Source organism: Herbaspirillum aquaticum, from assembly GCF_002213425.1.
Classification (GTDB): Bacteria; Pseudomonadota; Gammaproteobacteria; order Burkholderiales; family Burkholderiaceae_D; genus Herbaspirillum; species Herbaspirillum aquaticum.
The window spans coordinates 460,649-481,492 of the sequence record NZ_NJGV01000001.1; the positions used below are offsets into that span (position 1 = coordinate 460,649).

Here is a 20,844-nt window from a genome sequence, read left to right on the forward strand (position 1 = left end):
AAAGTGCGCACCAACAGCAGGCAAGCCATGGTCAAAAGCTGTGCAGGCCGCCGGGCCGCACCAGCAGGGGGCTTACGTCAAACAACGTATTGTTGCGCTGCATCGGCAACCCTATTCTGCGCCTCAGAACGAAGCGCCGGACCCGTGTGTTGCAAGGGGTTCCCCGGGCTGCGCCGCTGCCGGGGCAGTGCGTTGTCCGGTCTTCGTTTTATTGCTTGCATGACGCCACGATGGCCCAGACCGAGTCCAACAACAACGCCCGAAAGGAGTACCGCATGTCGCATTCCTCGTCTTCCAATCCTCCCTCGCTCCCGCGCCGCAAGATCCTGATGGGCCTGGCCGCCGGGGCAGCAGCAGCGGCCCTGCCGGGCATGGCCTCGGCCCAGCAGTATCCGACCGCCAAGGTCAACACCACCAAGCTGGCCATCACCGATACCGAAGTGACGGTTGGCCAGCTGCACTCGGCCACCGGCACCATGGCCATCAGCGAGACCGGTTCGATCCAGGCCGAGCGCCTGGCCATCGATCAGATCAATGCGATGGGCGGCATCCTCGGCCGCAAGATCAAGATCATCCAGGAAGACGGTGCCAGCGACTGGCCGACCTTCGCCGAAAAGGCCAAGAAGCTGCTGGAAAACGACCGCGTGGCGGCGGTCTTCGGCTGCTGGACATCGGCCTCGCGCAAGGCGGTGCTGCCGGTGTTCGAGAAGGATAACGGCCTGCTGTATTACCCGACCTTCTACGAAGGCCTGGAGCAATCCAAGAACGTGTTCTATACCGGGCAGGAGGCGACGCAACAGGTGCTGGCGGGCCTGAACTGGGTGGCCAAGGAAAAGAAGGCCAAGACCTTCTTCCTGGTCGGCTCGGACTACATCTGGCCGCGTACCTCCAACAAGATCGCCCGCAAGCACATCGAGAACGTGCTCAAGGGCTCGGTGGTGGGCGAGGAATACTACCCGCTGGGCAACACGCAATTCGGTTCGCTCATCAACAAGATCAAGTTGAAAAAGCCCGACGTGATCTTCGCCGACGTGGTCGGCGGCTCCAACGTCGCCTTCTACAAGCAGCTGAAGGCCGCGGGCGTGACCGCAAAGACCCAGAACCTGCTGACCATCTCGGTGACCGAGGATGAAATGCTGGGCATCGGCGGCGAGAACGTGGAAGGCTTCTTTGCCTCGATGAAGTATTTCCAGAGTCTCGACAACGCCAACAACAAGAAATTCGTGGCCGAGTTCAAGGCCAAGTTCGGCGCCAATTCGGTCATCGGCGACGTCACGCAGGCAGCCTATCTCGGCCCCTGGCTGTGGAAGGCCGCCGTGGAAAAGGCCGGCAGCTTCGATGTCGACAAGGTGGTGGCCGCCTCGCCCGGCATCGAACTCAAGACCGCGCCCGAAGGCTACGTCAAGGTCCACGAAAACCATCACCTCTGGAGCAAGACCCGCATCGGCGAGGCGCAGAAGGATGGCCAGTTCAAGGTGGTCTACGAGTCCGAACTGATCGAGCCGAATCCCTTCCCCAAGGGCTACCAGTAAGGCGGCCTGGCCGGTGCCGCACCGGCCCTTCGTGCAGCAAAGCGGTGGCGCCTGTAGTGACATGCGGGTGCCGCCGCCCTTCCTCCAATCTGCAACTCTGCCCCGTCGGGAGTCATCATGGTTTCTCTATCCGAATTCGGCGCGATCTTCGCCATGCAGGGCTTCAACGGCCTCTCGGTTTTCTGCGTGCTGCTGCTGATGGCGCTGGGCCTGGCCATCATCTTCGGGCAGATGGGCGTGATCAACATGGCCCACGGTGAATTCCTCACCATCGGTGCCTACATCACTTACCTGCTGTCGCACCTGACCACCACCTATGCCCCGGCTTTGCAGCCGTTCTATTTCTTCGTGGCCATCGTGCTCTCCTTCGCCGTGGCCTATGGCGTGGGCTATCTCACCGAGCTGCTGCTCATCAGCCGCCTCTACAAGCGTCCGCTCGATACGCTCCTGGCCACCTGGGGCCTGTCGCTGGCGATGCAGCAGACCTTCCGTTCCATCTTCGGCGCCAAGGAAGTCAGCGCCACCTTGCCGGACTGGCTCATGGGCTCCTTCAAGCCTACCGATGCCATCGACATCCCGTTGAACGGTCTCTTCATGATGGGGCTCACGGTCTTGCTGACCGGTGCCATCTTCGTGTTGCTGTTCCGCTCCCGCTGGGGCTTGCAGGTGCGGGCCACGATGCAGAACCGGGTCATGAGCGGGGCCGTGGGCATCAACACCCGCAAGGTCGACCGCACCACCTTTGCACTCGGTTGCGGCGTCGCCGGCGTGGCCGGGGCGGCCTTCACCACCATCGGTTCCACCGGCCCGACCAGCGGATCGCTCTACATCGTCGATACCTTCCTGGTGGTGGTCTTCGGCGGCGCGCAAAGCCTGATCGGCACCATCGCCTCGGCGTTCTCGATTGCGCAGACGCAATCCACGGCGGAATTCTTCCTGACCGGCTCCATGGCCAAGGTGCTGACCTTGTCGGCGGTGATCCTGATCCTGATGCTGCGTCCGCAAGGCCTGTTCTCGGCGAAGGTGCGCAAATGAATGTCAAGCATGGCCACTCCCGATCCAACTACATGAGCGAGGTCCGATGATGAATGCAGCCTATGAAAAACTGCTGGGCGGGCGCTCCGGTGCGCTTGGCCTCTTGGTGATGGCAGCGCTGCTGCTGGTGGTGTTCCCGCTGACGCTGGACATGTTCCGACTCAACCTGGTGGGCAAGTACCTGTCCTATGCTTTCGTGGCCGTGGGCCTGGTGCTCTGCTGGGGCTACGGCGGCATCCTCAGCCTGGGGCAGGGCGTGTTCTTCGGGCTGGGCGGCTATTGCATGGCCATGTTCCTCAAGCTCGAAGCCTCTGACCCCATCAGCACCAAGATCCAGTCCACCCCGGGCATCCCCGACTTCATGGACTGGAACCAGATCACCGCCTTGCCGGCCATGTGGGAGCCCTTCCACAGTTTCGCCTTCACGATCCTTGCGGTGCTGGTGGTGCCGACCGTGCTGGCCATGCTGATCGGGCTGGCGATGTTCAAGCGGCGCGTGGGGGATGTGTATTTCTCCATCGTCACGCAAGCCATCGCCGCCATCCTGTCCATCCTCATCATCGGCCAGCAGGGTCTGACCGGCGGTGTGAACGGCATCACCGACCTCAAGACCCTGATGGGCTGGGACATCCGTACCGACCACGCCAAGCTGGTGCTGTATTTCGTCAATGCGGGATTGCTGTTCGGCTGCATCCTGTTCGGCCGCTACGTGCTCGGCTCCAAGCTGGGCCGGCTGCTGGTGGCCATGCGCGACAAGGAAGAACGGGTGCGCTTCTCCGGCTATGACGTGGCCAGCTTCAAGGTCTTCGTCTTCTGCGCGGCGGCCATGTTCTCGGCCATCGGCGGGGCCATGTTCACGTTGCAGGTGGGCTTCATGTCGCCGTCCTTCGTCGGTATCGTGCCCTCCATCGAAATGGTGATCTTTGCTGCAGTGGGAGGCCGTATGTCGCTCTTGGGCGCGGTGTATGGAACGCTGCTGGTGAACTTTGGCAAAACCTACTTCTCCGAAACCTTCCCCGAATTGTGGCTGTTCCTGATGGGCGGTCTCTTCATCGCGGTGGTGATGTATTTCCCCAATGGCCTGGCCGGGCTCTGGCAGTCCCAAGGCAAGCGCCTGATGACCAAGCTGCGCGGTGAATCCAAACCGGTAGCCCCCGTCGCTGCAGAAGTCCCCAAGCCGGTCTCCCGACCATCCACCCCTGAACCCAAGCGTGATGGCATCGAGCCAGGCGCGACCCTGGAGGCCAGCAAATGAGCGAACACGCCATCGGTTTCGAATCGGATGCCCATCCGGTCCTGGCCATCGAAGACCTGACCGTGTCTTTCGATGGGTTCAAGGCAGTCGACAAGCTCAATCTCTACGTGCAGCGCAATGAGGTGCGCGTGGTGATCGGACCCAACGGTGCCGGCAAGACCACGGTGCTGGACCTGATCTGCGGCAAGACCCGCGCCACTTCCGGCAGCATCAAGTTCAACAATCACGAACTGACCAAGATGAGCGAGCACGCCATCGTGCGGGTGGGTGTCGGGCGCAAGTTCCAGACCCCGTCCATCTACGAGAACCTTTCCGTGTTCGAGAACCTGGAGATGTCCTTCCCGCGCGGCCGCAAGGTGTTCGGCGCGCTGACCTTCAAGCGTTCGCCGGATGTGGTGGCGCGGGTGGAGGCGGTGGCGGCGGAGATTTTCCTGGAAGCGCAATTGCACACCCAGGCTGACCTGCTCTCGCATGGCCAGAAGCAGTGGCTGGAAATCGGCATGCTGCTGATGCAGGAGCCGGAGCTGCTGATGCTGGATGAACCGGTGGCCGGCATGAGCGTGTCCGAACGCGAAAAGACGGCCGAACTGCTGGGCCGCATCAGCCAGGGCCGTTCGGTGGTGGTGATCGAGCACGACATGGATTTCGTCAAGAGCATCGCCCACAAGGTCACCGTGCTGCACCAGGGCAAGATCCTGGCCGAAGGCAGCATGGAGAAGGTGCAGTCCGATCCCAAGGTGATCGATGTCTATCTCGGTCACTGAACTTCCCTCATCCCCGGAGCCTGCCATGTTCAAAGTCTCGCAACTCGCTTCCGGCTACGGCCAGAGCAAGGTCATCCACGATGTCGACCTGTCGGTGGCCAAGGAAGAAATCGTCGCCGTCATGGGCCGCAACGGCATGGGCAAGACCACGCTGTTCAAGACCCTGATGGGCATCCTGCCGCTGCGCGGCGGCAGCATCAGCATCGATGGTGTGGAACTGGGCGGCCTGGAAAGCCACCAGCGCGTCGAGCGCGGCGTGGCCTACGTGCCGCAGGGGCGCATGATCTTCTCACACATGACGGTGCTGGAAAACATCCAGACCGGCCTGCCCGCGTCGGCCAAGGGCAAGGTGCCCGACGAGCTGTATTCGCTGTTCCCGGTGCTCTATGACATGCGCACCCGCAAGGGCGGCAACCTGTCCGGCGGACAGCAGCAGCAACTGGCCATTGCGCGCGCGCTGGCCACCAATCCGCGCGTGCTGCTGCTGGATGAGCCGACCGAAGGCATCCAGCCTTCCATCATCAAGGACATCGCCAGGAGCCTCAAGGAAATCCGCAAGATCCGTGCGCTCACCATCGTGGTCTCGGAGCAGGTACTGAGCTTCACGCTGGAGATTGCCGATCGCTTCCTGGTCATCGACAAGGGCCGCTTCGTCTACGAAGACACGCGCGAGAACGTCGATGCGCCCACCATCAGCAAGTATCTGTCGGTCTGATCCGACCGTCTTTTCAGAGGAGCAAGCCCATGCGACACGGAGACATTTCAGCCAGCTGCGACGCCGTCGGCGTGGCCGTGGTGAACTACAAGATGCCGCGCCTGCATACGCGCGGCGAGGTGCTGGAGAACGCCAGGAAAATCGCCGCCATGCTGGTCGGCATGAAGCAGGGATTGCCGGGGCTGGACCTGGTGGTGTTCCCCGAGTATTCCACCCACGGCATCATGTATGACCGTGAAGAAATGTTCGAGACCGCCGCCACCATCCCCGGCGACGAGACGGCCATCTTTTCCGAAGCTTGCCGCATCGCCGGCGTGTGGGGGGTGTTTTCGCTGACCGGCGAGCGCCATGAAGAGCATCCGCGCAAGGTCCCTTACAACACGCTGATCCTCATCAACGACCAGGGCGAGATCGTGCAGAAGTACCGCAAGATCATGCCGTGGACGCCCATCGAGGGCTGGTATCCGGGCGATACCACCTATGTCTGCGACGGTCCCAAGGGCTTGAAGATCAGCCTCATCATCTGTGATGACGGCAACTATCCCGAGATCTGGCGCGACTGCGCCATGAAGGGCGCGGAACTGGTGGTGCGCTGCCAGGGCTACATGTATCCGGCCAAGGAACAGCAGATCATGGTTTCCAAGGCCATGGCCTGGATGAACAACCTCTATGTGGCCGTGGCCAATGCGGCCGGTTTCGATGGCGTCTATTCCTATTTCGGCCATTCGGCCATCGTCGGTTTCGATGGCCGCACGCTGGGCGAATGCGGCACGGAGGAGATGGGCATCCAGTATGCCGAACTGTCGGTCTCGGCCATCCGCGATGCGCGCCGCAACTGGCAATCGCAGAACCACCTCTACAAGCTGCTGCATCGCGGCTACACCGGCAAGATCAATTCGGGCGAATCGCCGGCGGGCGTGGCCGCGTGTCCCTTCGACTTCTATCGCACCTGGGTCAATGACCCGCAGGCCGCGCGCGCCCAGGTCGAGGCATTGACGCGCAACAGTGCCGGTACGCCCGAATGCCCGATGCCGGGGATCCCTACCGAGCCGGCAGCCTGAGGCCGAAGGCGCAAGGCCTCATCACACACCCACCACCAAGGAGATCGCATGCAACACTTCAAGATCAAGCCCGGCGTCCCGCTGGCAGAGCAGGCTGAACTGGGCCACAACCGCTGGCATCCGGACCTGCCATTCCTGGCCTCGGTCAAGCCGGGTGAATCCATCCTGATCGAGTCGCTGGACTTCCTGGACGCGCAGATCCAGGACACCGACGATGTCTCCGACGTCAAGAACGTCGACCTGACCCGCGCCCATCCGCTGACCGGTCCCTTCCACGTGGAAGGGGCAGAGCCCGGCGACCTACTGGTGATCGACCTGCTGGACATCAAGCCGGTGACCCCGGTCGGTTTCTCCGGCGTGTTTGCCAAGGAAAACGGTGGCGGCTTCCTGGCCGATTACTTCCCCGAAGCCGACAAGGCCATCTGGGACCTGAAGGGCTTGTATGCCACCTCGCGCCATATCCCGGGCGTGCGCATCGCCGGCCTGACCCACCCCGGTCTGATGGGTTGCCTGCCTTCCCACGATCTGCTGGCCGAGTGGAATCGCCGCGAAGCGCCGCTGGCCGCCAAGGGCCTGGCCCAGCCGCCCAACCCCAGCACCGCCGTGCTGCGCGGCCTGACCGGCGCCAAGTTCGACGAAATGGCCAAGGTCGCTGCCCGCACCGTGCCGCCGCGCGAGCATGGCGGCAATACCGACATCAAGGACCTGTCGGCGGGCACCCGCATCTTCTTCCCGGTGTACGTGAAGGGCGCGGGCTTCTCGATGGGGGACCTGCACTTCTCGCAGGGGGACGGCGAGATCGGCTTCTGCGGTGCCATCGAGATGGATGGGGTGAGCCACGTCGGCTTTGACCTCATCAAGGGCGGCATGGCCAAGTACAACATCACTTCGCCCATCTTCATGCCCAGCATCGTCAAGCCGCATTACGAGCAGTGGCTGACCTTCGAAGGCATCAGCGTGGAAAACGGCGTGAACTACTACCTCGATGCCACCGTGGCCTATCGCCAGGCCTGCCTGAAGGCCATCGACTACCTGACCCACTTCGGCTACACCGGCAGCCAGGCCTACATGCTGCTGACCGCCGCACCGGTGGAAGGGCGCATCGGCGGCATCGTCGACATCCCCAACTGCGCCTGCACGGTGGCCTTGCCGACCTCCATCTTCGATCAGGACATCACGCCCAAGGGCATGCTCAATGACAAATCGTATTGGGGCCGCAAGGGCTAGCGATCAACGCAGTGACGTGTGTGTTCCCGGCCGGGCGCAGGCCTGGCCGGGTTTTTTCGAGACACAGGATTGATGAAGGAGGCGCCATGCCCTTGTACGACATTCGTTGCAGCCATTGCGAAGGCATCTTCGAGCGCCTGATTCCCTTGCAGGGATTGCACGGCCAGACCTGCTGTCCCTACTGCAAGCAGGAAACGGCGGCCTCGCCCATGCCCACGGGCGGCCATGTGGGCTTGCAGGTCAAGCATCGCTGGCAGCCCCGCAACGGTGCCGAGCAGCTAGCCGGGCAGGGTGCGACCGGGCCGGGGACGCATGCAGGCGCCGGCCGCAGCAGCGTGCTGCACAACTGCAAGGGACACAGCTGCAGTATTTGCGCGACCTGAGGCCAGATAGCGCCGGCTACTCCAGCATCGCGTCCAGCCCCGCCGCCAGTTCCGTGAGCGAAGGCATGGCGCGTTCGGCCTTGTCAGGGGCGTGCTTGACCAGCACCGGCATCCACGCCGGGTCCACCCCCAGCTTCTTGCCCACGGCTGCCGGGTAGGTGGCCAGTGCGGCCTCGTCCTCCAGTGACAGCACGGTCACGCGCGCAGCCCACGCACCCAGGTGCACCCAGGCGGCGGCACGATCGAGGCGGCCTGCGCCCAGCGGATCGGGAACCGAGCGCAGTGCGGTCACCAGCGCATCCGGGAAGTGCCAGATCGTCGCCAGTTCGGCCGATACATCGGCGTAGTGGAAGCCCCAGGCCGCCTTTTCCTGTTCGGCGCGGCCGGCGTCGAGCACATTGCATTGCTTGTCCAGCGGGGCGACAGCGGCCGGGGCTACGGCATGCAATTGCAACTGGCCGATGCCGTGCATCATCCCTACCGTGAAGACGGCATCCCCGTTGTCTTCGCCGTTGATCCCGGCATGCATCGCCAGCCAGCGCGCCGCCACGGCGGTGTAGAGGGTATGCCGCCAGAACTGCTGCAAGTCCATGCCGCGGCTGCTCTTGAAGGCCGCGACCATGCCATTGCCCAGCACCAGGTTGCGCACCATGATGAAGCCCAGCATGCGCAACGCATCGTCGACTGTCCCGATGGTGCGCGAGGCATGGAAAAACGCCGAGTTGGCCAGCCGCAGCACCTTGGCGGTCAGCGCCGGGTCGGCGGCGATCTGCTGGGCGATCTCGTGGGCGGACACTTCCTCGCTGTTGAAGCTGGCCATCAGCTGCTGGACCACCTTGGGAATGGTCGGCAACTTTCCGGGTTGGTCCACCAGGCTCTTGAGCTCCATGAAAGTTCCTCCGTGCAATGGTTTTAGTGGTTTTCACGTCCAATTCCGTGAATTGCGGTTCCATTGTCGCAGAGATCGGACGATTTGCTGACGATCCAGGTCAGTATGATGGAACTCTTACTTGACCGGAGTGCACCCATGGCAAGCCGCAAGACGTCCGACCTCCATCCCCCTCTGCAGCCCGCCACGCCCGCTGCGGCCTGGGGCGATGTCCCGAACTATGTACAGGATTGCGTACAGCGCAGTTTCCTCTTCCTCGATACCTTGCTCGACCGTGGCAATGACTATCTGGAGCATCTGGAGCAGGGTACGCCACCGCTGTTGAAATTCGACCATGAGCTGGTGCTGGACGGGCACGACCTGCCCGAGCCCTGCAATTACGCCTTGTTGCGGCTGCAGCCGCCACCGGGGCTGCCCGTCGATGCGCAGGCGCGTCCCGTGGTGGTGGTGGATCCGCGTGCCGGGCACGGGCCCGGCATTGGCGGCTTCAAGTTCGATTCGGAAGTGGGCATGGCGATGAAGGCCGGGCATACCGTGTATTTCGTCACTTTCCGTCCCGAGCCCGAGGATGGCCAGACGCTGGTCACCGTCATGGATGCCGAGGCGCGCTTCCTCGAAGAAGTGATCCGCCGCCATCCGCAATGCCCGGCCAAGCCGGTGGTGATCGGCAATTGCCAGGCCGGCTGGGCCATGATGACGCTCGATGCCGTGCGGCCGGAGCTGTTTGGTCCGCTGATGATGGTCGGCGCGCCGGCGTCCTACTGGGCTGGCAGTTCCACGCTGAACCCCATGCGTTACAGCGGTGCCAACCTCGGCGGGACCTGGCTGGCCTCGCTGGCTGCCGACCTCGGGGCCGACCGTTTCGATGGCGCCTACCTGGTCGAGAATTTCGAGAAACTCAATCCGGCCAACACCTTCTGGAGCAAGTATTACAACCTGTGGGCCGGGGTTGACCAGGAAGCGCCGCGCTTTTTGGAATTCGAACGCTGGTGGGGCGGTTTCTTCCGCATGACCGGGGCCGAGATCGAGGCCATCACCGAGAATCTCTTCGTGGGCAACAAGCTGGCGCGCGGGGAGCTGGAAGTCAAGGGCAGGCCGGTCAATCTGCGCGACATCACCGCACCCATCGTGGTCTTCGCCTCATGGGGGGACAACATCACGCCACCGCCGCAGGCACTGAACTGGATCATCGATGTGTGGGGCGACGAGCGCGCCATCGCGGCGGCCGGACGCACCATCATCTACGTGCTGCACGAGAGCGTGGGCCACCTGGGCATCTTCGTGGGCGGATCGGTGGCGTTGAAGGAGCACGACCAGCTGGTGAGTTCGCTGGACGTCATCGAGAGCCTGCCACCAGGGCTCTACGAGATGAAGCTGGAACGCAAGGACGATCGCGCGAGCCAGCGCTGGGATGCGCTGGAGCCGGGTGACTACACGGTGCACTACCAGCACCGCACCATGGAAGACCTGCGCAAGCTCAATCCCGAAGGCCGCGAGGAGGAGTCGCTCTTCTCGACCATCAGCCAGTGGTCGCAACTCAATGCGCAGTGGTACAAGACCTGGGTGCGCCCGTGGGTGCGCATGAGCGCCACCCGCGAAAGCGCCAACGCGTTGATGCGCATGAATCCGCTGCGCATGCAGCGGCAACTGTTCTCCGACAAGCATCCGGCGGCCGCCTTCATCCGCCAGCAGGCTGCTGCGGCGCGCGCCCATCGGGTCGAGCTCGACCCGGACCATCCGCTGAAGCAATACGAGCGCCGCATGGCGCAGAAGATCACCGACGAACTCAACGCCTGGCGCGACCAGCGCGATGCCCGCACGGTGCGCATGACGCGCCGCCTGTTCGGCCCCAACGGCCTGGGTGCCTGGCTGCCGCCGCGCGAGCCCGATGCCGAGCTTGCCCAGCGCTGGGCGCAGCAGGAACTGGGCCGCTACCGGGATACCGTCATCGGCCAGATCGCCGACGGCGGCTTCGCCGAAGCGGTATGCCGCATCGTCATTGCCGGCATGGTGTCCATCGGCGCCTTCGAACGGCGCAGCCTGCGCCTGGCGCGGCTGCTGGCGCAACTGCCGAACATGCATGCCAGCGTCTCGCCGCAGACCAATTGGGTGCAGCTGTTGAAGGAGCAGGCCCGCATCACTGCGGTGGCGCCCGTCGAGGCGCTCAACGCGCTGGGGCAGATGCTGCCGGACAAGGCCAGCCGCGAGCGTGCCTTGGCCTTGGCCGCAGCGGTGATGATGATTGAACCGACCCTGGCCAACCCGCGCTCGGAAATCATCGAGCTGCTCATGGGCACGCTGGATGCCGAGCCTGATCGCGTGATTGCGCTGGCGCGCAAGCTCACCGCGGCCATTGGCGAAGACGGCGAGGCGCTGCCGACGGTCCAGCCAGATCCGGCGCCAGCGGTAGCGCCCAAGCGTGCGCCCCGCAAAGCCGTGGCGGCCAAGGCGGTCGCCAAGCCCGCAGCAAAGCCCGCAGCCAAGCCCAAGAAAGCGGCGGCTGCCGACCAGCCAGCGAAGGCCGCCAAGCCCCGTCCCCGCCGCCCCTGAGCCCGTGCTCAAGGTGCGCCCAGCGCACCGGCAGGCAGCTTCCACAAGCGCTGCTCGCTGGTGGAGAGCGCGATCGCGCCTGCGGCCAGCGCGGCGCGCGCCTCCTTCTCATTGGAGACAAAGCCGGCCGCCACGATGGGCGGCAGCTGCTCGCGGTCGGCCGCACCCAGGCGCGACAGCATCGGTGCCGGCATCAGCTGCACCAGGTTCGGCGCGCTTTGTTCCAGTGCCTTGAGACTGCGCGGCCAGGTGGTGCGATCGGTCACGAATACTTTCTGCATGGTGATCATGCCGGCACGACTGGCCCGCAACAGCGTAGCCACCCGGGTGGACACCAGCCCCGCCACGCCGATTCCGGCCAGGTAATCGATGGCGGCCTTGTCGTGCGCCAGTCCTTCACAGGTGTCCATGTTGAGGAGAATGAATTTGCCTGCGCTGTGCAAGGTGGTCATGACGGCCTGCAATTCGCTCAGCTCCACATGCGCCAGGATGCCGACTTCGGCGGCACTGTCGAGGAAGACGGGAAGAGGCGCCGTGCCATAGAGCGCGGCGATGACGGGGTGGCGCCTGAGCCTGGATTGCAGGGACAGGTCGGGGGGCAGTGCAGAAGAAGCGACGTCGGAGGGGGAGGGGGCACGCATTGGGATTCCTGGTGGGTGAAAAAAGGGGATGCAAGGGGGGTAAAAGAAGGGGCTGGTGCAGATCAGGCGGGACCACTCAACGCCCGCCCTCCGGCCAGCCATGTTCCAGTTCCGCGCACAGGCGGGCCTGCCACAGGGCACGGCGGCGAGCGCGTTCTCCGGAGTCGATGCGCGGCTTGAACACGGCTTGCAGGCGAGTGCGGGCGCAGGCGTGGGACAGGTCGTCCCACAGCAGGCCATGGCTGCCGGCCAGGTAGGCGATGCCGCGCAGGCTGGCATGGGCGGCCTGGTGGGTCCGGCAGGCCGGCACGCCGGTCAGGTCGGCCTGCATCTGCAGCAGCAGGTCGCTGGTGGCCAGGGTGCCGCCGGTCATGACCTGTGACAGCGGCAGTCCGGCGGCCTCGGCATTGGCGCTGACGCAGGCCGCAACCACTTGGGCGATGCCCTCTACCAACGCATGGGCCACTTCCGCGCGGCCAGTAGCCAGCGACAGGCCCTGCAGGGCGGCACGCGCGGTACTGCTGCGCTGGGGGGCTTGCAACCCGGCCAGTGCCGGGACGAAGCTGACCCCGCCGGCCGACTCCACGCTGCCGGCCAGGGCCAGCAAGCGCCGCGCATCGGGAAACCAGCGCTGGCGCTGGCAGGCCCAGGCCAGGACGGCACCGGTGGTGGCGCTGTAGCTCTCCAGGGCGAAGTGCGAGACATCGTTCTGGCGCCGGGCCGTCACCACCACGCTGCCGCTGCGCTCGCCATCCAGTGCGGCTGGCGCAGCGCGGGGGCCGACCAGCACATCGATGAAGCTGCCGGTGCCGTGCTGGCACAGGGCCTGGCCCGCCTCCAGGCATCCCTGGCCGATGGCGGCGGCCAGCTGGTCGCCGGCGCAGGCGCGGATGGGCAGGACCGCGCCCAGGACCTTGGCATCGCTGCTGCCGTAATCGTCGGCATCCTGGTAGAGCGCGGGCAGCAAGGCGGGCGGGAAATCGAGCGCATCCAGCCAGTCCAGCGCATAGGCATGGTGGGCCAGTACATAGGCATTGCAGGCGGTGGCATTGGTGGCGCTGGTGGCCAGCAGGCGGCGGCCGCTGAGCTGCCACAGCAGCCAGGTATCGATGCTGCCAAAGCCCAGTTGTCCACGTTCCCAGGCCCGGGCTACGGCAGGGTGGCTGCGCAACAGGCGCGCGGCCCACAGGTAGGGCGAGCGGCTGCCGACCGGCCTGCCCAGGCGGTGCCGCAAGCGAGGGTCCCAGTGCGGTGCCAGCGCCGACAGGTCGGCAGCGTGGCGGCTGTCCTGCCAGGCCAGCGCAGGGGCCAGCGGGCGGCCGCTGGCGGTATCCCATAGCACGGCGCTGGCGCGCTGGTTGCACAGTCCGATGGCGCGGATCCGCAGGCCCTTCTGGCGTGCCTGGTGCAGGGCGGCGCGGCAGACCGTCAAGGTCTGCTGCCAGATCAGCGCAGCATTCTGTTCCACCACGCCGCTGCGCGGCGAGTGGGTGGGCAGCGGGCGCCGATGCAGGCAGGTGACCAGGCCATTGGCGGTGACCACCGCCGCCCGCGTGCTGGAGGTGCCGGCGTCGATGGCCAGGATGGCCTCACGGGCGTTCATGGCGTCTTCTGTCGGTGGCGATGCCGTGTGCGTCGGACGCGGAGACGTGCGGGCCCGCGCCTTCCAGATCCGGATGAAAGCCGGCGCGCTGTGGATCCCAGCGTAGCCGCCAGCAGGTGAGGCAGGCCATGAGCGCGATCATCGCTACCAGCAGCAGGCAATGCGCCGTACCCAGCCAAGCTTGCAGCAGCGGGAAGGAGAACAGGCCCAATGCCGCCCCGCCCGAACCCAGCGCCCCGGTCACGCCATTGGCGCGTCCCCGCAGTTCGCTGGGAAAGGACAAGGTCGAGAGGCTCTTGCCATTGCCTCCCGGTCCGGCCGCATGACACAGCAGGAACAGCGCCGGCAGAAGCAGCGCTTGCCAATTCCCCACACGCGACCACGAGCCCGCCAGCGCCAGCAGTACCAGGCAGGTCGCCCCGAAGCCCCAAGCGCACGCCTGCCGCAGGCCCAGCCGCCGTGCCAGTGAGGGCGCCAGCAGCGCGCCGCACAGCCCGGCAAGGTTGAACAGCAGCGTGCCCCACGTGGCCTGGCGCGGATCGTCGCCGAACAGGTCCAAGCTGAGCAGGGGCAGGTACCAGCCGACGGCGAAGTACTGCACGGCCTGTCCGGCTTGCACGGCGGCGGCCAATGCCATACGCAGGCGGTAGGGCCGGCGCATCAGCCGCGCCAAGCGCGGGGCGGGTGCCGGGAGCAAGGACGGCGTGGGCGCTACGGGCTGGTGCAGGAGCGCGTCCGGCACCGTGAAGCGGTGGCACTGATAAAGCTGTCCCATGGCATCGGCGGCCTCCTGCCAGCGCCGCTGCCGCGCCAGCCAGCAGGGACTCTCGACCAGGAACAGCATCTGCAGGTTCAGCAGCAGCAGCGCTGCCGCCGCCGTGGCGGCGACCGGATAGCGCCACAGGCTGTCGTCGGCCACCCATTGATCGGCCGCCAGCGTGAGCAGCAGGTTGCCGCAGACGGCCAGGTACCACAGGGCCTGCCACAGGTTCAGGCGGTGCCGCAGGCGCGCCGGGGTGAGCTCGGCCAGCATCGCGATGGCGACCGCGAAATCCAGGCCGAAGGCCAGGCCGGTCAGGATGCGTCCGATCACGATGTCCGCAACGTCCTGGCCGCAGGCCACCAGTACGGCGCCTGCCAGGGCCAGCATCTTGGAGAGCAGCAAGGGCCGCACCCGGCCCCAGTGATCGGCCAGCCAGCCGCCCAGGGGATGCGCCAGCAAGGAGGCCAGGGCGGCAGCGGAGGCCAGCAGGCCAATCTCGGGCGGACCCAGGCCGAGCTGGCGGCTCATGGGCGCCAGGCCTGCACTGACGGCCGAATGGGAGAGGGCTTCCAGGAACAGCCCGCCCAGCAGCAGCCACCACACCAGGCCAGCATGGCCAGAAAGGACGGGACGGGAATCGATGAAGGCGACGACATCGTCGATGCCGCGCAGGGGGACTGCAGTTTGCACATGGCTCTCCTGAAAATGTCTGTAAGAGGCCGTAGCAAACTGCGCGCGTGGTGAGACCATCCTACAGATGGTCTCTTATCTAAAAAATCTGCCGGGCAATTCTATGAGCCCGGCGCCGGGCTTGTCAACGACTGGCGGGCCCTGTTCAGGGACGTTCGCCGATGGCCATGCGCGCGCGCACGTGCGCCACGACTTGTGGCAGATCGGCCACCGAATCGATGACGTAATGCGCGCCGGCCTCGCGCAGGCGAGCCTCGGCCTGCGTCTTCAGGCGCGTGATGTCTTCTGCCGCAAGCTCGTCCAGTTCTGCGCGGGTCAGCCCGACTTCATTGCCCGACAACGAAATGCCGACGCTCCACATGCCGGCACGGAGTCCTTCCTCGATGCCGGGGACGGTGTCGTCGACCTTGATGCAGCCGGCCACGTCATCGATCTTCAGCGCCAGCATGTTGGCCAGTGCCATGTAGGGACCGGGCCGGCCGCCGGCGGGCAGCTCGTCACCCGCGACCACGTGGTCGGGGCGGATGCCGTCGTCGGCCGCCATCGGCAGCAGCACGTCGAGCACCTGGCGCGGATAGCCGGAGCAGGAGCCGATCTTGAGACCCTGTCCGCGCAGCCAGGCCAGCACCTGTGCGGCACCCTCGATGGGCTGCGAATACTGGCCGACCTTGGCGATCTGCATCGGCATGAAGCGGGCGTAGATGGCATCGACATCCGCGTCGGAGGGCGCCCGGCCGTTGTGCTGCTGCCATTGTGCTGCGATGGCCGTATCGTCCAGCAGCACGCGGATGTGCTGCCACTTGGACAGGCCCATGGGGCCGCGTGCCTGTTGCAGGGTGAGGTCGATGCCGAAGCTCTTGAAGGCATCGACGAAGATTTGCGTAGGCGCCAGCGAACCGAAGTCGACCAGTGTGCCGGCCCAGTCGAAGATGACGGCTTGCAGGTTGCGCGGACGGGCGAGGGATGGTTGCATGGGATTCTCCTTGGGGTAGGTCAGCAGAGGTCAGTGAATTGCGGCGATGAAGTTGCGTCCGCGCGGGCCGCACAGGGCGGCCTGCACGGCTGCTTCCCAGCGGCCTTCCAGCCCGTAGTGGGCCGGATCGGTGGACACGCCCAGCGATTCGAGCAGGCCGCCCAGGCGCGCGACGGCCTGCTCGGTACTGCTGGCATCGAAGATCTGGAGCAACAGGGCATCGACCGCGCCGTCGCGTCCCATCGCCAGGCGCAGGATGTGCGGCAGGGAAAAGGAACAGGCAATGCCATGCGGGACACCGCGCTGCAGCGTGATGTCATAGGACAAGGAATGCGCCAGCGCGGTCCGGGTATTGGAAAAGGCCAGGCCGGCCTGCAGCGCCGCCAATGCCATCTGTTCGCGCAGGGCCAGGTCGCCAGGCTTGCGTACGAGCGCCGGCAGCGTGGCCACGATGGTACGGGCGGCGCTGCAGGCCAGGGTCGAGGAGACCGGATTGCGATGCACGTTCCAGATCGCCTCCAGCGCATGCGAGAGCGCATCCAGGCCGCTGGCCAGCGTCGCCGGGGCGGGCAGGCTCAGCATCAGGCTGGCATCGATGATGGCGGCCTGCGGCCAGGTCCAGGGACGATGCAGCGAATACTTGCGCCCGCCCTGCGCGTCCCACAGCGTGGCCCAGGGGGTGACTTCGCTGCCGGTGCCGGCCGTGGTGGGGATGGCAATCAGCGATTTCAGCTGCGCCGGGTCGGGTTCAAAGCAGCTGTCTTCGCGCAGATGCGCGAGCAGTTCGTCAAAGCGCCCCGATGGCGTCGGTGCCAGCATGGCCTTGGCGCAATCGATGACGCTGCCGCCGCCGAGGGCGATCAGGCAGGGTACCTCGGCGTGGCGCTGCCACACGCGCTGGTACATGCTGGCCAGCCAGCTCACGTCAGGATTGGGCTGGACGCTGTTGTCGATGCCGACCAGCTGTCCACCGAGCAGTTCGGCGACCTTCTGTTGCAGCCCCAAGTCAGCGGCTTCGGGAAAGGTGATCAGCAAGGCCGGTCGGCCCGCCAGCAGTGTCGGCAATTGCGCGAGGCTGCCTGCGCCAGCATGGAGATCGACAGGATTATGGAAATGCCACATGGTTTTTTTCTCTTCTTGCATCAAAACGGGAAAGGGCGGGGTCAGTGGGCGTGGCCGTCCTGGATCATGCGCCGCAACCGGCTCGACAGGGCATCCGCTGCCACCACCATCAGGGTCACCACGACGATGCAGGTGGCGGTGTCCTGGTACTTGAACAGCTTGAGGCTGTTGACCAGTTCAAAGCCCAGTCCGCCGGCACCGACCATGCCCAGCACGGTGGCCTGGCGCAGGTTGACTTCGAAACGGTAGAGCACGGTCGCGATCCAGGCCGTGGCCACCTGGGGCAGCACCCCGAAGACGATCACCTGCAAGGGCCGGGCGCCGGTGGCGCGCAAGGCTTCCAGCGGGCCCTGGTCGATTTCCTCGATGCTCTCGGCAAAGAACTTGCTGATCATGCCGACGCCATGCACGGCCAGCGCCAGCACTCCCGGAAAGGGCCCCAGCCCCACTGCCGAGACGAACACCAGTGCCAGGATCAGTTCATTGATGCTGCGTGTGACGTTGAGGCATTGGCGTACCAGCGCATGCAGGGACCGGTTGCCGTTGAGATTGCGCGCGGCCAGCAAGGCCACCGGCACGGCGCCCAGCACACCCAGCAAGGTCCCCCACAGGGCGATCTGCAAGGTTTCGATGGCAGGCGCCAGCAGTGATGGCAGCAAGCCCCAGTTGGGCGGGAAGGAGCGCGCCAGGAAGTCGCCGATCTGCGGCAGGCCGTTGGCCAGTTCGCTCCACGACAGTTGCGTGCCGGCAGCACTCCAGGCCAGGATCCAGGCCGCCAGCAGCAACACCGCCAGGAAGCCGAACCAGCCGCGCAGGGTCGCCGGACGCGGACCGGTCCACAGGTAGCCGCGCTGTTTTGATGCGGTGGCGGACGGGGAAGAAAAATTCATGTCAGTGCTCCTATGCCTGCCTGCGCGTCCGATGCCATCAGGGGTGATTCGGCATCGTTCATTTCCGGCTTTCCGGCGTAGATGGCGTCGAGATGCCGCTCATCGAGGCTTTCGCCGGTGCCATCGAAGACCAGGCGGCCCCCGGCCAGCCCGATGATGCGGTCGCCGAATTCGCGGGCGTAATCCACCTGGTGCAGGTTGCAGAGCACGGTGATGCCCAGCTCCCGCGAGGCGGCACGCAGGTAATGCAGCACCAGCCGCGCGGTCTTGGGGTCCAGGCTGGCAATGGGCTCGTCGGCCAGGATCACCTGCGGCTGTTGCGCCAGGGCGCGGGCGATGCCGACCCGCTGCCGCTGGCCGCCGGAAAGCGCATCGGTGCGTTGCTGCGCCTTGTGTTCCAGTTCCACCCGGCGCAGGCATTCCAGTGCCAGGGCGATGTCCTGGCGCGAGAACAGCTGCAGGATCGAGGCCAGGAGGGAAACCTGGCCGAGGCGGCCGGTCAGGGTGTTCTTCAGCACCGACAGGCGCGGCACCACGTTGTGATGCTGGAAGATCATTGCCACCTGGCGCCGCAACTGGCGTACCTGACGGGCGCCGGTGTCGGTGGCATCGAAGCCGGCCACCCGGATTTCTCCCGCGCTGGGCTGGACCAGTCCGTTCAGGCAGCGCAGCAGGGTCGATTTGCCGGCCCCGGACGGGCCCAGCACCACCAGGAACTGGCCGGCCGGCACGTCCAGGTCGATCCCGCGCAATACGGCATGGCTGCCATATTGCTTGGCGAGGCCGCGGATGTGGATCATTTCATGGCCTTCAGGTCCAGGTTCAGGATCTTGGCCGTCTCGCGCACCACGTCGTAAGCGCCGTCGGTCGTGGGGACGAAACCGTTCAGGACGCCCTGGTCACCCCACTTCACGTCCTTGATGCCGGCGAAGGCGGCGGCGATCTTCTGCTTCAGGGCCGGGTCCAGGTCCTTGCGCCAGACCATGGGCGATTCGGGAATGTCCGGCGAGGTCCACACCACGTTCAGTTCCGACTGCTGCACCACGCCCTTGGCCACGGCAGCGGCCAGGATGCGATCGGCCACGGCGGCTGCGTCGACCTTCTTGTTGGCCACGGCGAGGATGCTGGCGTCGTGCGAGCCGGAGAAGATCACCCGCGAAAAATACTTGTTGGGATCAATGTTGAGTTTTTGCAGGCCGGCGCTCGGGAACAGGTGCCCGGAGGCCGACGAGGGATCGACGAAGGCCATGGTGCGGCCTTTCAACTGTTCCAGGTTCTGCAGGCCGCTTTCCTTGCGGGTGATGATCAGGCTCTTGTAGAAGCTGCGGCCACTCTTCTTGGTCTCGGCCACGGCGAAGGCTTCCACGTTGGCCACCGAACTGGCCAGCACGTAGGAGAAGGGGCCGAGATAAGCCACGTCGAGCTTGCGCGAGCGCAGCGCTTCGATGATGCCGTTGTAGTCGGTGGCGATGAAGGGCTTGACCGGCATGCCCAGTTGCTGCTGCAGGCTGTCGATGACGGCCTTGCTGTTTTCCAGCATGGCCTGCGAATCTTCGGCCGGGATCAGGCCGACGGTCAGCGGCGGCACTGCGGCTGCCGGCCCGGCCAGCAAGGCAGAGGTGAGAGCGCCCAGGCACAGGGCGAAGAAGCTACGTCGCAGCATGATTGCATCCTTGTTGAGGGCGTCCCGGGAACGGGACGTGGTGAGCGGGGCGCCAGCGGGCCGGTGGGTTGGCCATGGCACTCGTCAGGAGCCGTTGCGGTTGATGCGGCGCCGACAGGACAGAAGCTTAAAGAGACATTGTGACGCCCCTGTTATCGATATAATCGTGAAAATCGGATAAAGCTATTGATAGGATCTATAGATGACCCCTTCCCAATTGCGCGCTTTCCTGGCCGTCGCCCGCCATCGCGGCTTCTCGGCGGCTGCCCGGGCGCTGGGCGTGAGCCAGCCCACGCTGACCACCCAGGTGCAATCGCTGGAGCGCGAACACAACGTGGAATTGTTCTTCCGCCGCGGCCGGCGGGTCGACCTTTCCGAGACCGCCCAGCGCCTGCTGCCGATTGCACAGAACATCGCCGAGCTTGAGCTCGATGCCCTGAACCTGCTGGTCAATTCGGGCGCGCTGCACGTGGGCCACCTGCGCATCGGCGCGGTCGGCCCGTTCCACGTGATCGAGATGGTCGATGCTTATCGCGCCCGTTATCCGCAGGTGGAGCTGTCCATCAAGCTGGGCAACTCCGCGCAATCCTTGGCGGACCTGGAAAACTACGTGACTGACGTGGCGGTGCTGGCCAGTTTCACCGACGATGTGCGCTTTCATGCGGTGCCCTACGCCGACCATGCGGTGGTGCTGTTCGCCCATCGCAGTCATCCCTTTTACCAACGCGATGCGGTCTCCCTGGCCGAGCTCGACCAGCAGCCCATGCTCATGCGCGAGCAAGGCTCCACCACCCGCCTGGCGCTGGAGAAAGCCATGCAGCAGGCCGGTGCAAGCCCACGGGTGGTGATGGAAATCGGCAGTCGTGAAGCCTTGCGCGAGGCGGTGGCGCGGGGACTGGGCCTGGGGGCGGTTTCCGAGGCGGAGTTCATTGCGGATGAACGTTTCCGCATGGTGCGCATCGAGGGCGATCCGGTCAGCACCCACACCTACGTCTATTGCCTGGCCGAGCGCAGGGAAGGTCGGCTGGTCGGCTCCTTCATGAAGATCGCCCAGCGCAACTCAGGCAAGGCAGGCGCCTGATGCAAAG

General features: G+C 65.3%; 19 protein-coding genes. 10 read left to right on the plus strand and 9 right to left on the minus strand.

Going from position 1 to position 20,844, the window contains the following annotated elements; genetic code table 11:
• Positions 1 to 275 precede the first annotated feature (275 nt).
• The 8 genes from urtA to CEJ45_RS02105 all read left to right on the plus strand — a co-directional run bounded on the left by urtA (position 276) and on the right by CEJ45_RS02105 (position 7,972).
• The gene (urtA, locus tag CEJ45_RS02070; protein WP_039788032.1) at positions 276 to 1,532 is read left to right on the plus strand and encodes an urea ABC transporter substrate-binding protein; all 1,257 of its coding nucleotides are present in this window, start codon (positions 276 to 278) and stop codon (positions 1,530 to 1,532) included.
• A gap of 117 nt (positions 1,533 to 1,649) precedes the next feature.
• Entirely contained in the window at positions 1,650 to 2,567 is a 918-nt protein-coding gene (urtB, locus tag CEJ45_RS02075) for an urea ABC transporter permease subunit UrtB (RefSeq protein WP_039787923.1), read from the plus strand.
• A gap of 49 nt (positions 2,568 to 2,616) precedes the next feature.
• Entirely contained in the window at positions 2,617 to 3,822 is a 1,206-nt protein-coding gene (gene urtC, locus CEJ45_RS02080) for an urea ABC transporter permease subunit UrtC (RefSeq protein ID WP_088753633.1), read from the plus strand.
• Positions 3,819 to 4,586 carry an urea ABC transporter ATP-binding protein UrtD gene (gene urtD / locus CEJ45_RS02085; protein ID WP_088753576.1) on the plus strand — a complete coding sequence of 256 codons (768 nt, stop codon included), beginning with the start codon at positions 3,819 to 3,821 and terminating at the stop codon, positions 4,584 to 4,586. The genes urtC and urtD overlap by 4 nt, the downstream gene beginning before the upstream one ends.
• A 25-nt stretch (positions 4,587 to 4,611) precedes the next feature.
• Positions 4,612 to 5,301 carry an urea ABC transporter ATP-binding subunit UrtE gene (gene urtE, locus CEJ45_RS02090; protein WP_008329487.1) on the plus strand — a complete coding sequence of 230 codons (690 nt, stop codon included), beginning with the start codon at positions 4,612 to 4,614 and terminating at the stop codon, positions 5,299 to 5,301.
• Positions 5,302 to 5,330: 29 nt separating this feature from the next.
• Positions 5,331 to 6,362 carry an aliphatic amidase gene (locus CEJ45_RS02095; RefSeq protein WP_088753577.1) on the plus strand — a complete coding sequence of 344 codons (1,032 nt, stop codon included), beginning with the start codon at positions 5,331 to 5,333 and terminating at the stop codon, positions 6,360 to 6,362.
• Positions 6,363 to 6,410: 48 nt separating this feature from the next.
• Complete coding sequence (gene fmdA, locus CEJ45_RS02100) at positions 6,411 to 7,589, plus strand: formamidase (RefSeq protein WP_013234603.1); 1,179 nt, start codon at positions 6,411 to 6,413, stop codon at positions 7,587 to 7,589.
• Positions 7,590 to 7,675: 86 nt separating this feature from the next.
• A complete protein-coding gene (locus CEJ45_RS02105; RefSeq protein WP_088753578.1) occupies positions 7,676 to 7,972 on the plus strand; it encodes an FmdB family zinc ribbon protein in 297 nt (98 codons plus the stop codon).
• A gap of 16 nt (positions 7,973 to 7,988) precedes the next feature.
• On the opposite strand, the gene CEJ45_RS02110 is transcribed toward CEJ45_RS02105, so the two are convergent.
• Positions 7,989 to 8,861, minus strand: a complete 873-nt coding sequence (locus CEJ45_RS02110) for an HDOD domain-containing protein (protein ID WP_088753579.1) — start codon at positions 8,859 to 8,861, stop codon at positions 7,989 to 7,991.
• Between the two features lie 138 nt (positions 8,862 to 8,999).
• On the opposite strand from CEJ45_RS02110, the gene CEJ45_RS02115 reads away from it, so the two are divergent.
• Positions 9,000 to 11,411, plus strand: a complete 2,412-nt coding sequence (locus tag CEJ45_RS02115; protein WP_088753580.1) for a DUF3141 domain-containing protein — start codon at positions 9,000 to 9,002, stop codon at positions 11,409 to 11,411.
• A gap of 8 nt (positions 11,412 to 11,419) precedes the next feature.
• Here the strand turns inward: CEJ45_RS02115 and CEJ45_RS02120 are convergent, their stop codons facing one another.
• The 8 genes from CEJ45_RS02120 to phnD all read right to left on the minus strand — a co-directional run bounded on the left by CEJ45_RS02120 (position 11,420) and on the right by phnD (position 19,756).
• On the minus strand, positions 11,420 to 12,052 hold the full coding sequence (locus CEJ45_RS02120) for a glycerol-3-phosphate responsive antiterminator (RefSeq protein ID WP_167386280.1): 633 nt from the start codon (positions 12,050 to 12,052) through the stop codon (positions 11,420 to 11,422).
• A gap of 76 nt (positions 12,053 to 12,128) precedes the next feature.
• Positions 12,129 to 13,655 carry an FGGY family carbohydrate kinase gene (locus CEJ45_RS02125; RefSeq protein WP_088753581.1) on the minus strand — a complete coding sequence of 509 codons (1,527 nt, stop codon included), beginning with the start codon at positions 13,653 to 13,655 and terminating at the stop codon, positions 12,129 to 12,131.
• A complete protein-coding gene (locus CEJ45_RS02130) occupies positions 13,642 to 15,108 on the minus strand; it encodes an MFS transporter (protein WP_088753582.1) in 1,467 nt (488 codons plus the stop codon). The genes CEJ45_RS02125 and CEJ45_RS02130 overlap by 14 nt, the downstream gene beginning before the upstream one ends.
• Before the next feature lie 145 nt (positions 15,109 to 15,253).
• Positions 15,254 to 16,081: a phosphonoacetaldehyde hydrolase gene (gene phnX, locus CEJ45_RS02135; RefSeq protein ID WP_088753583.1), complete on the minus strand. Its 828-nt coding sequence runs from the start codon at positions 16,079 to 16,081 to the stop codon at positions 15,254 to 15,256.
• Between the two features lie 30 nt (positions 16,082 to 16,111).
• Complete coding sequence (gene psrA, locus CEJ45_RS02140; RefSeq protein ID WP_088753584.1) at positions 16,112 to 17,203, minus strand: iron-containing alcohol dehydrogenase PsrA; 1,092 nt, start codon at positions 17,201 to 17,203, stop codon at positions 16,112 to 16,114.
• A gap of 41 nt (positions 17,204 to 17,244) precedes the next feature.
• Positions 17,245 to 18,093, minus strand: a complete 849-nt coding sequence (gene phnE, locus CEJ45_RS02145) for a phosphonate ABC transporter, permease protein PhnE (protein WP_088753585.1) — start codon at positions 18,091 to 18,093, stop codon at positions 17,245 to 17,247.
• The gene (phnC, locus tag CEJ45_RS02150; protein ID WP_088753586.1) at positions 18,090 to 18,893 is read right to left on the minus strand and encodes a phosphonate ABC transporter ATP-binding protein; all 804 of its coding nucleotides are present in this window, start codon (positions 18,891 to 18,893) and stop codon (positions 18,090 to 18,092) included. Before phnC ends, phnE begins: the two co-directional genes overlap by 4 nt.
• A complete protein-coding gene (phnD, locus tag CEJ45_RS02155) occupies positions 18,890 to 19,756 on the minus strand; it encodes a phosphonate ABC transporter substrate-binding protein (protein ID WP_088753587.1) in 867 nt (288 codons plus the stop codon). Before phnD ends, phnC begins: the two co-directional genes overlap by 4 nt.
• A gap of 202 nt (positions 19,757 to 19,958) precedes the next feature.
• Here phnD and CEJ45_RS02160 point away from each other — a divergent pair, with 202 nt between their 5' ends.
• Positions 19,959 to 20,837, plus strand: a complete 879-nt coding sequence (locus CEJ45_RS02160) for a LysR substrate-binding domain-containing protein (protein ID WP_088753588.1) — start codon at positions 19,959 to 19,961, stop codon at positions 20,835 to 20,837.
• Positions 20,838 to 20,844 lie beyond the last annotated feature (7 nt).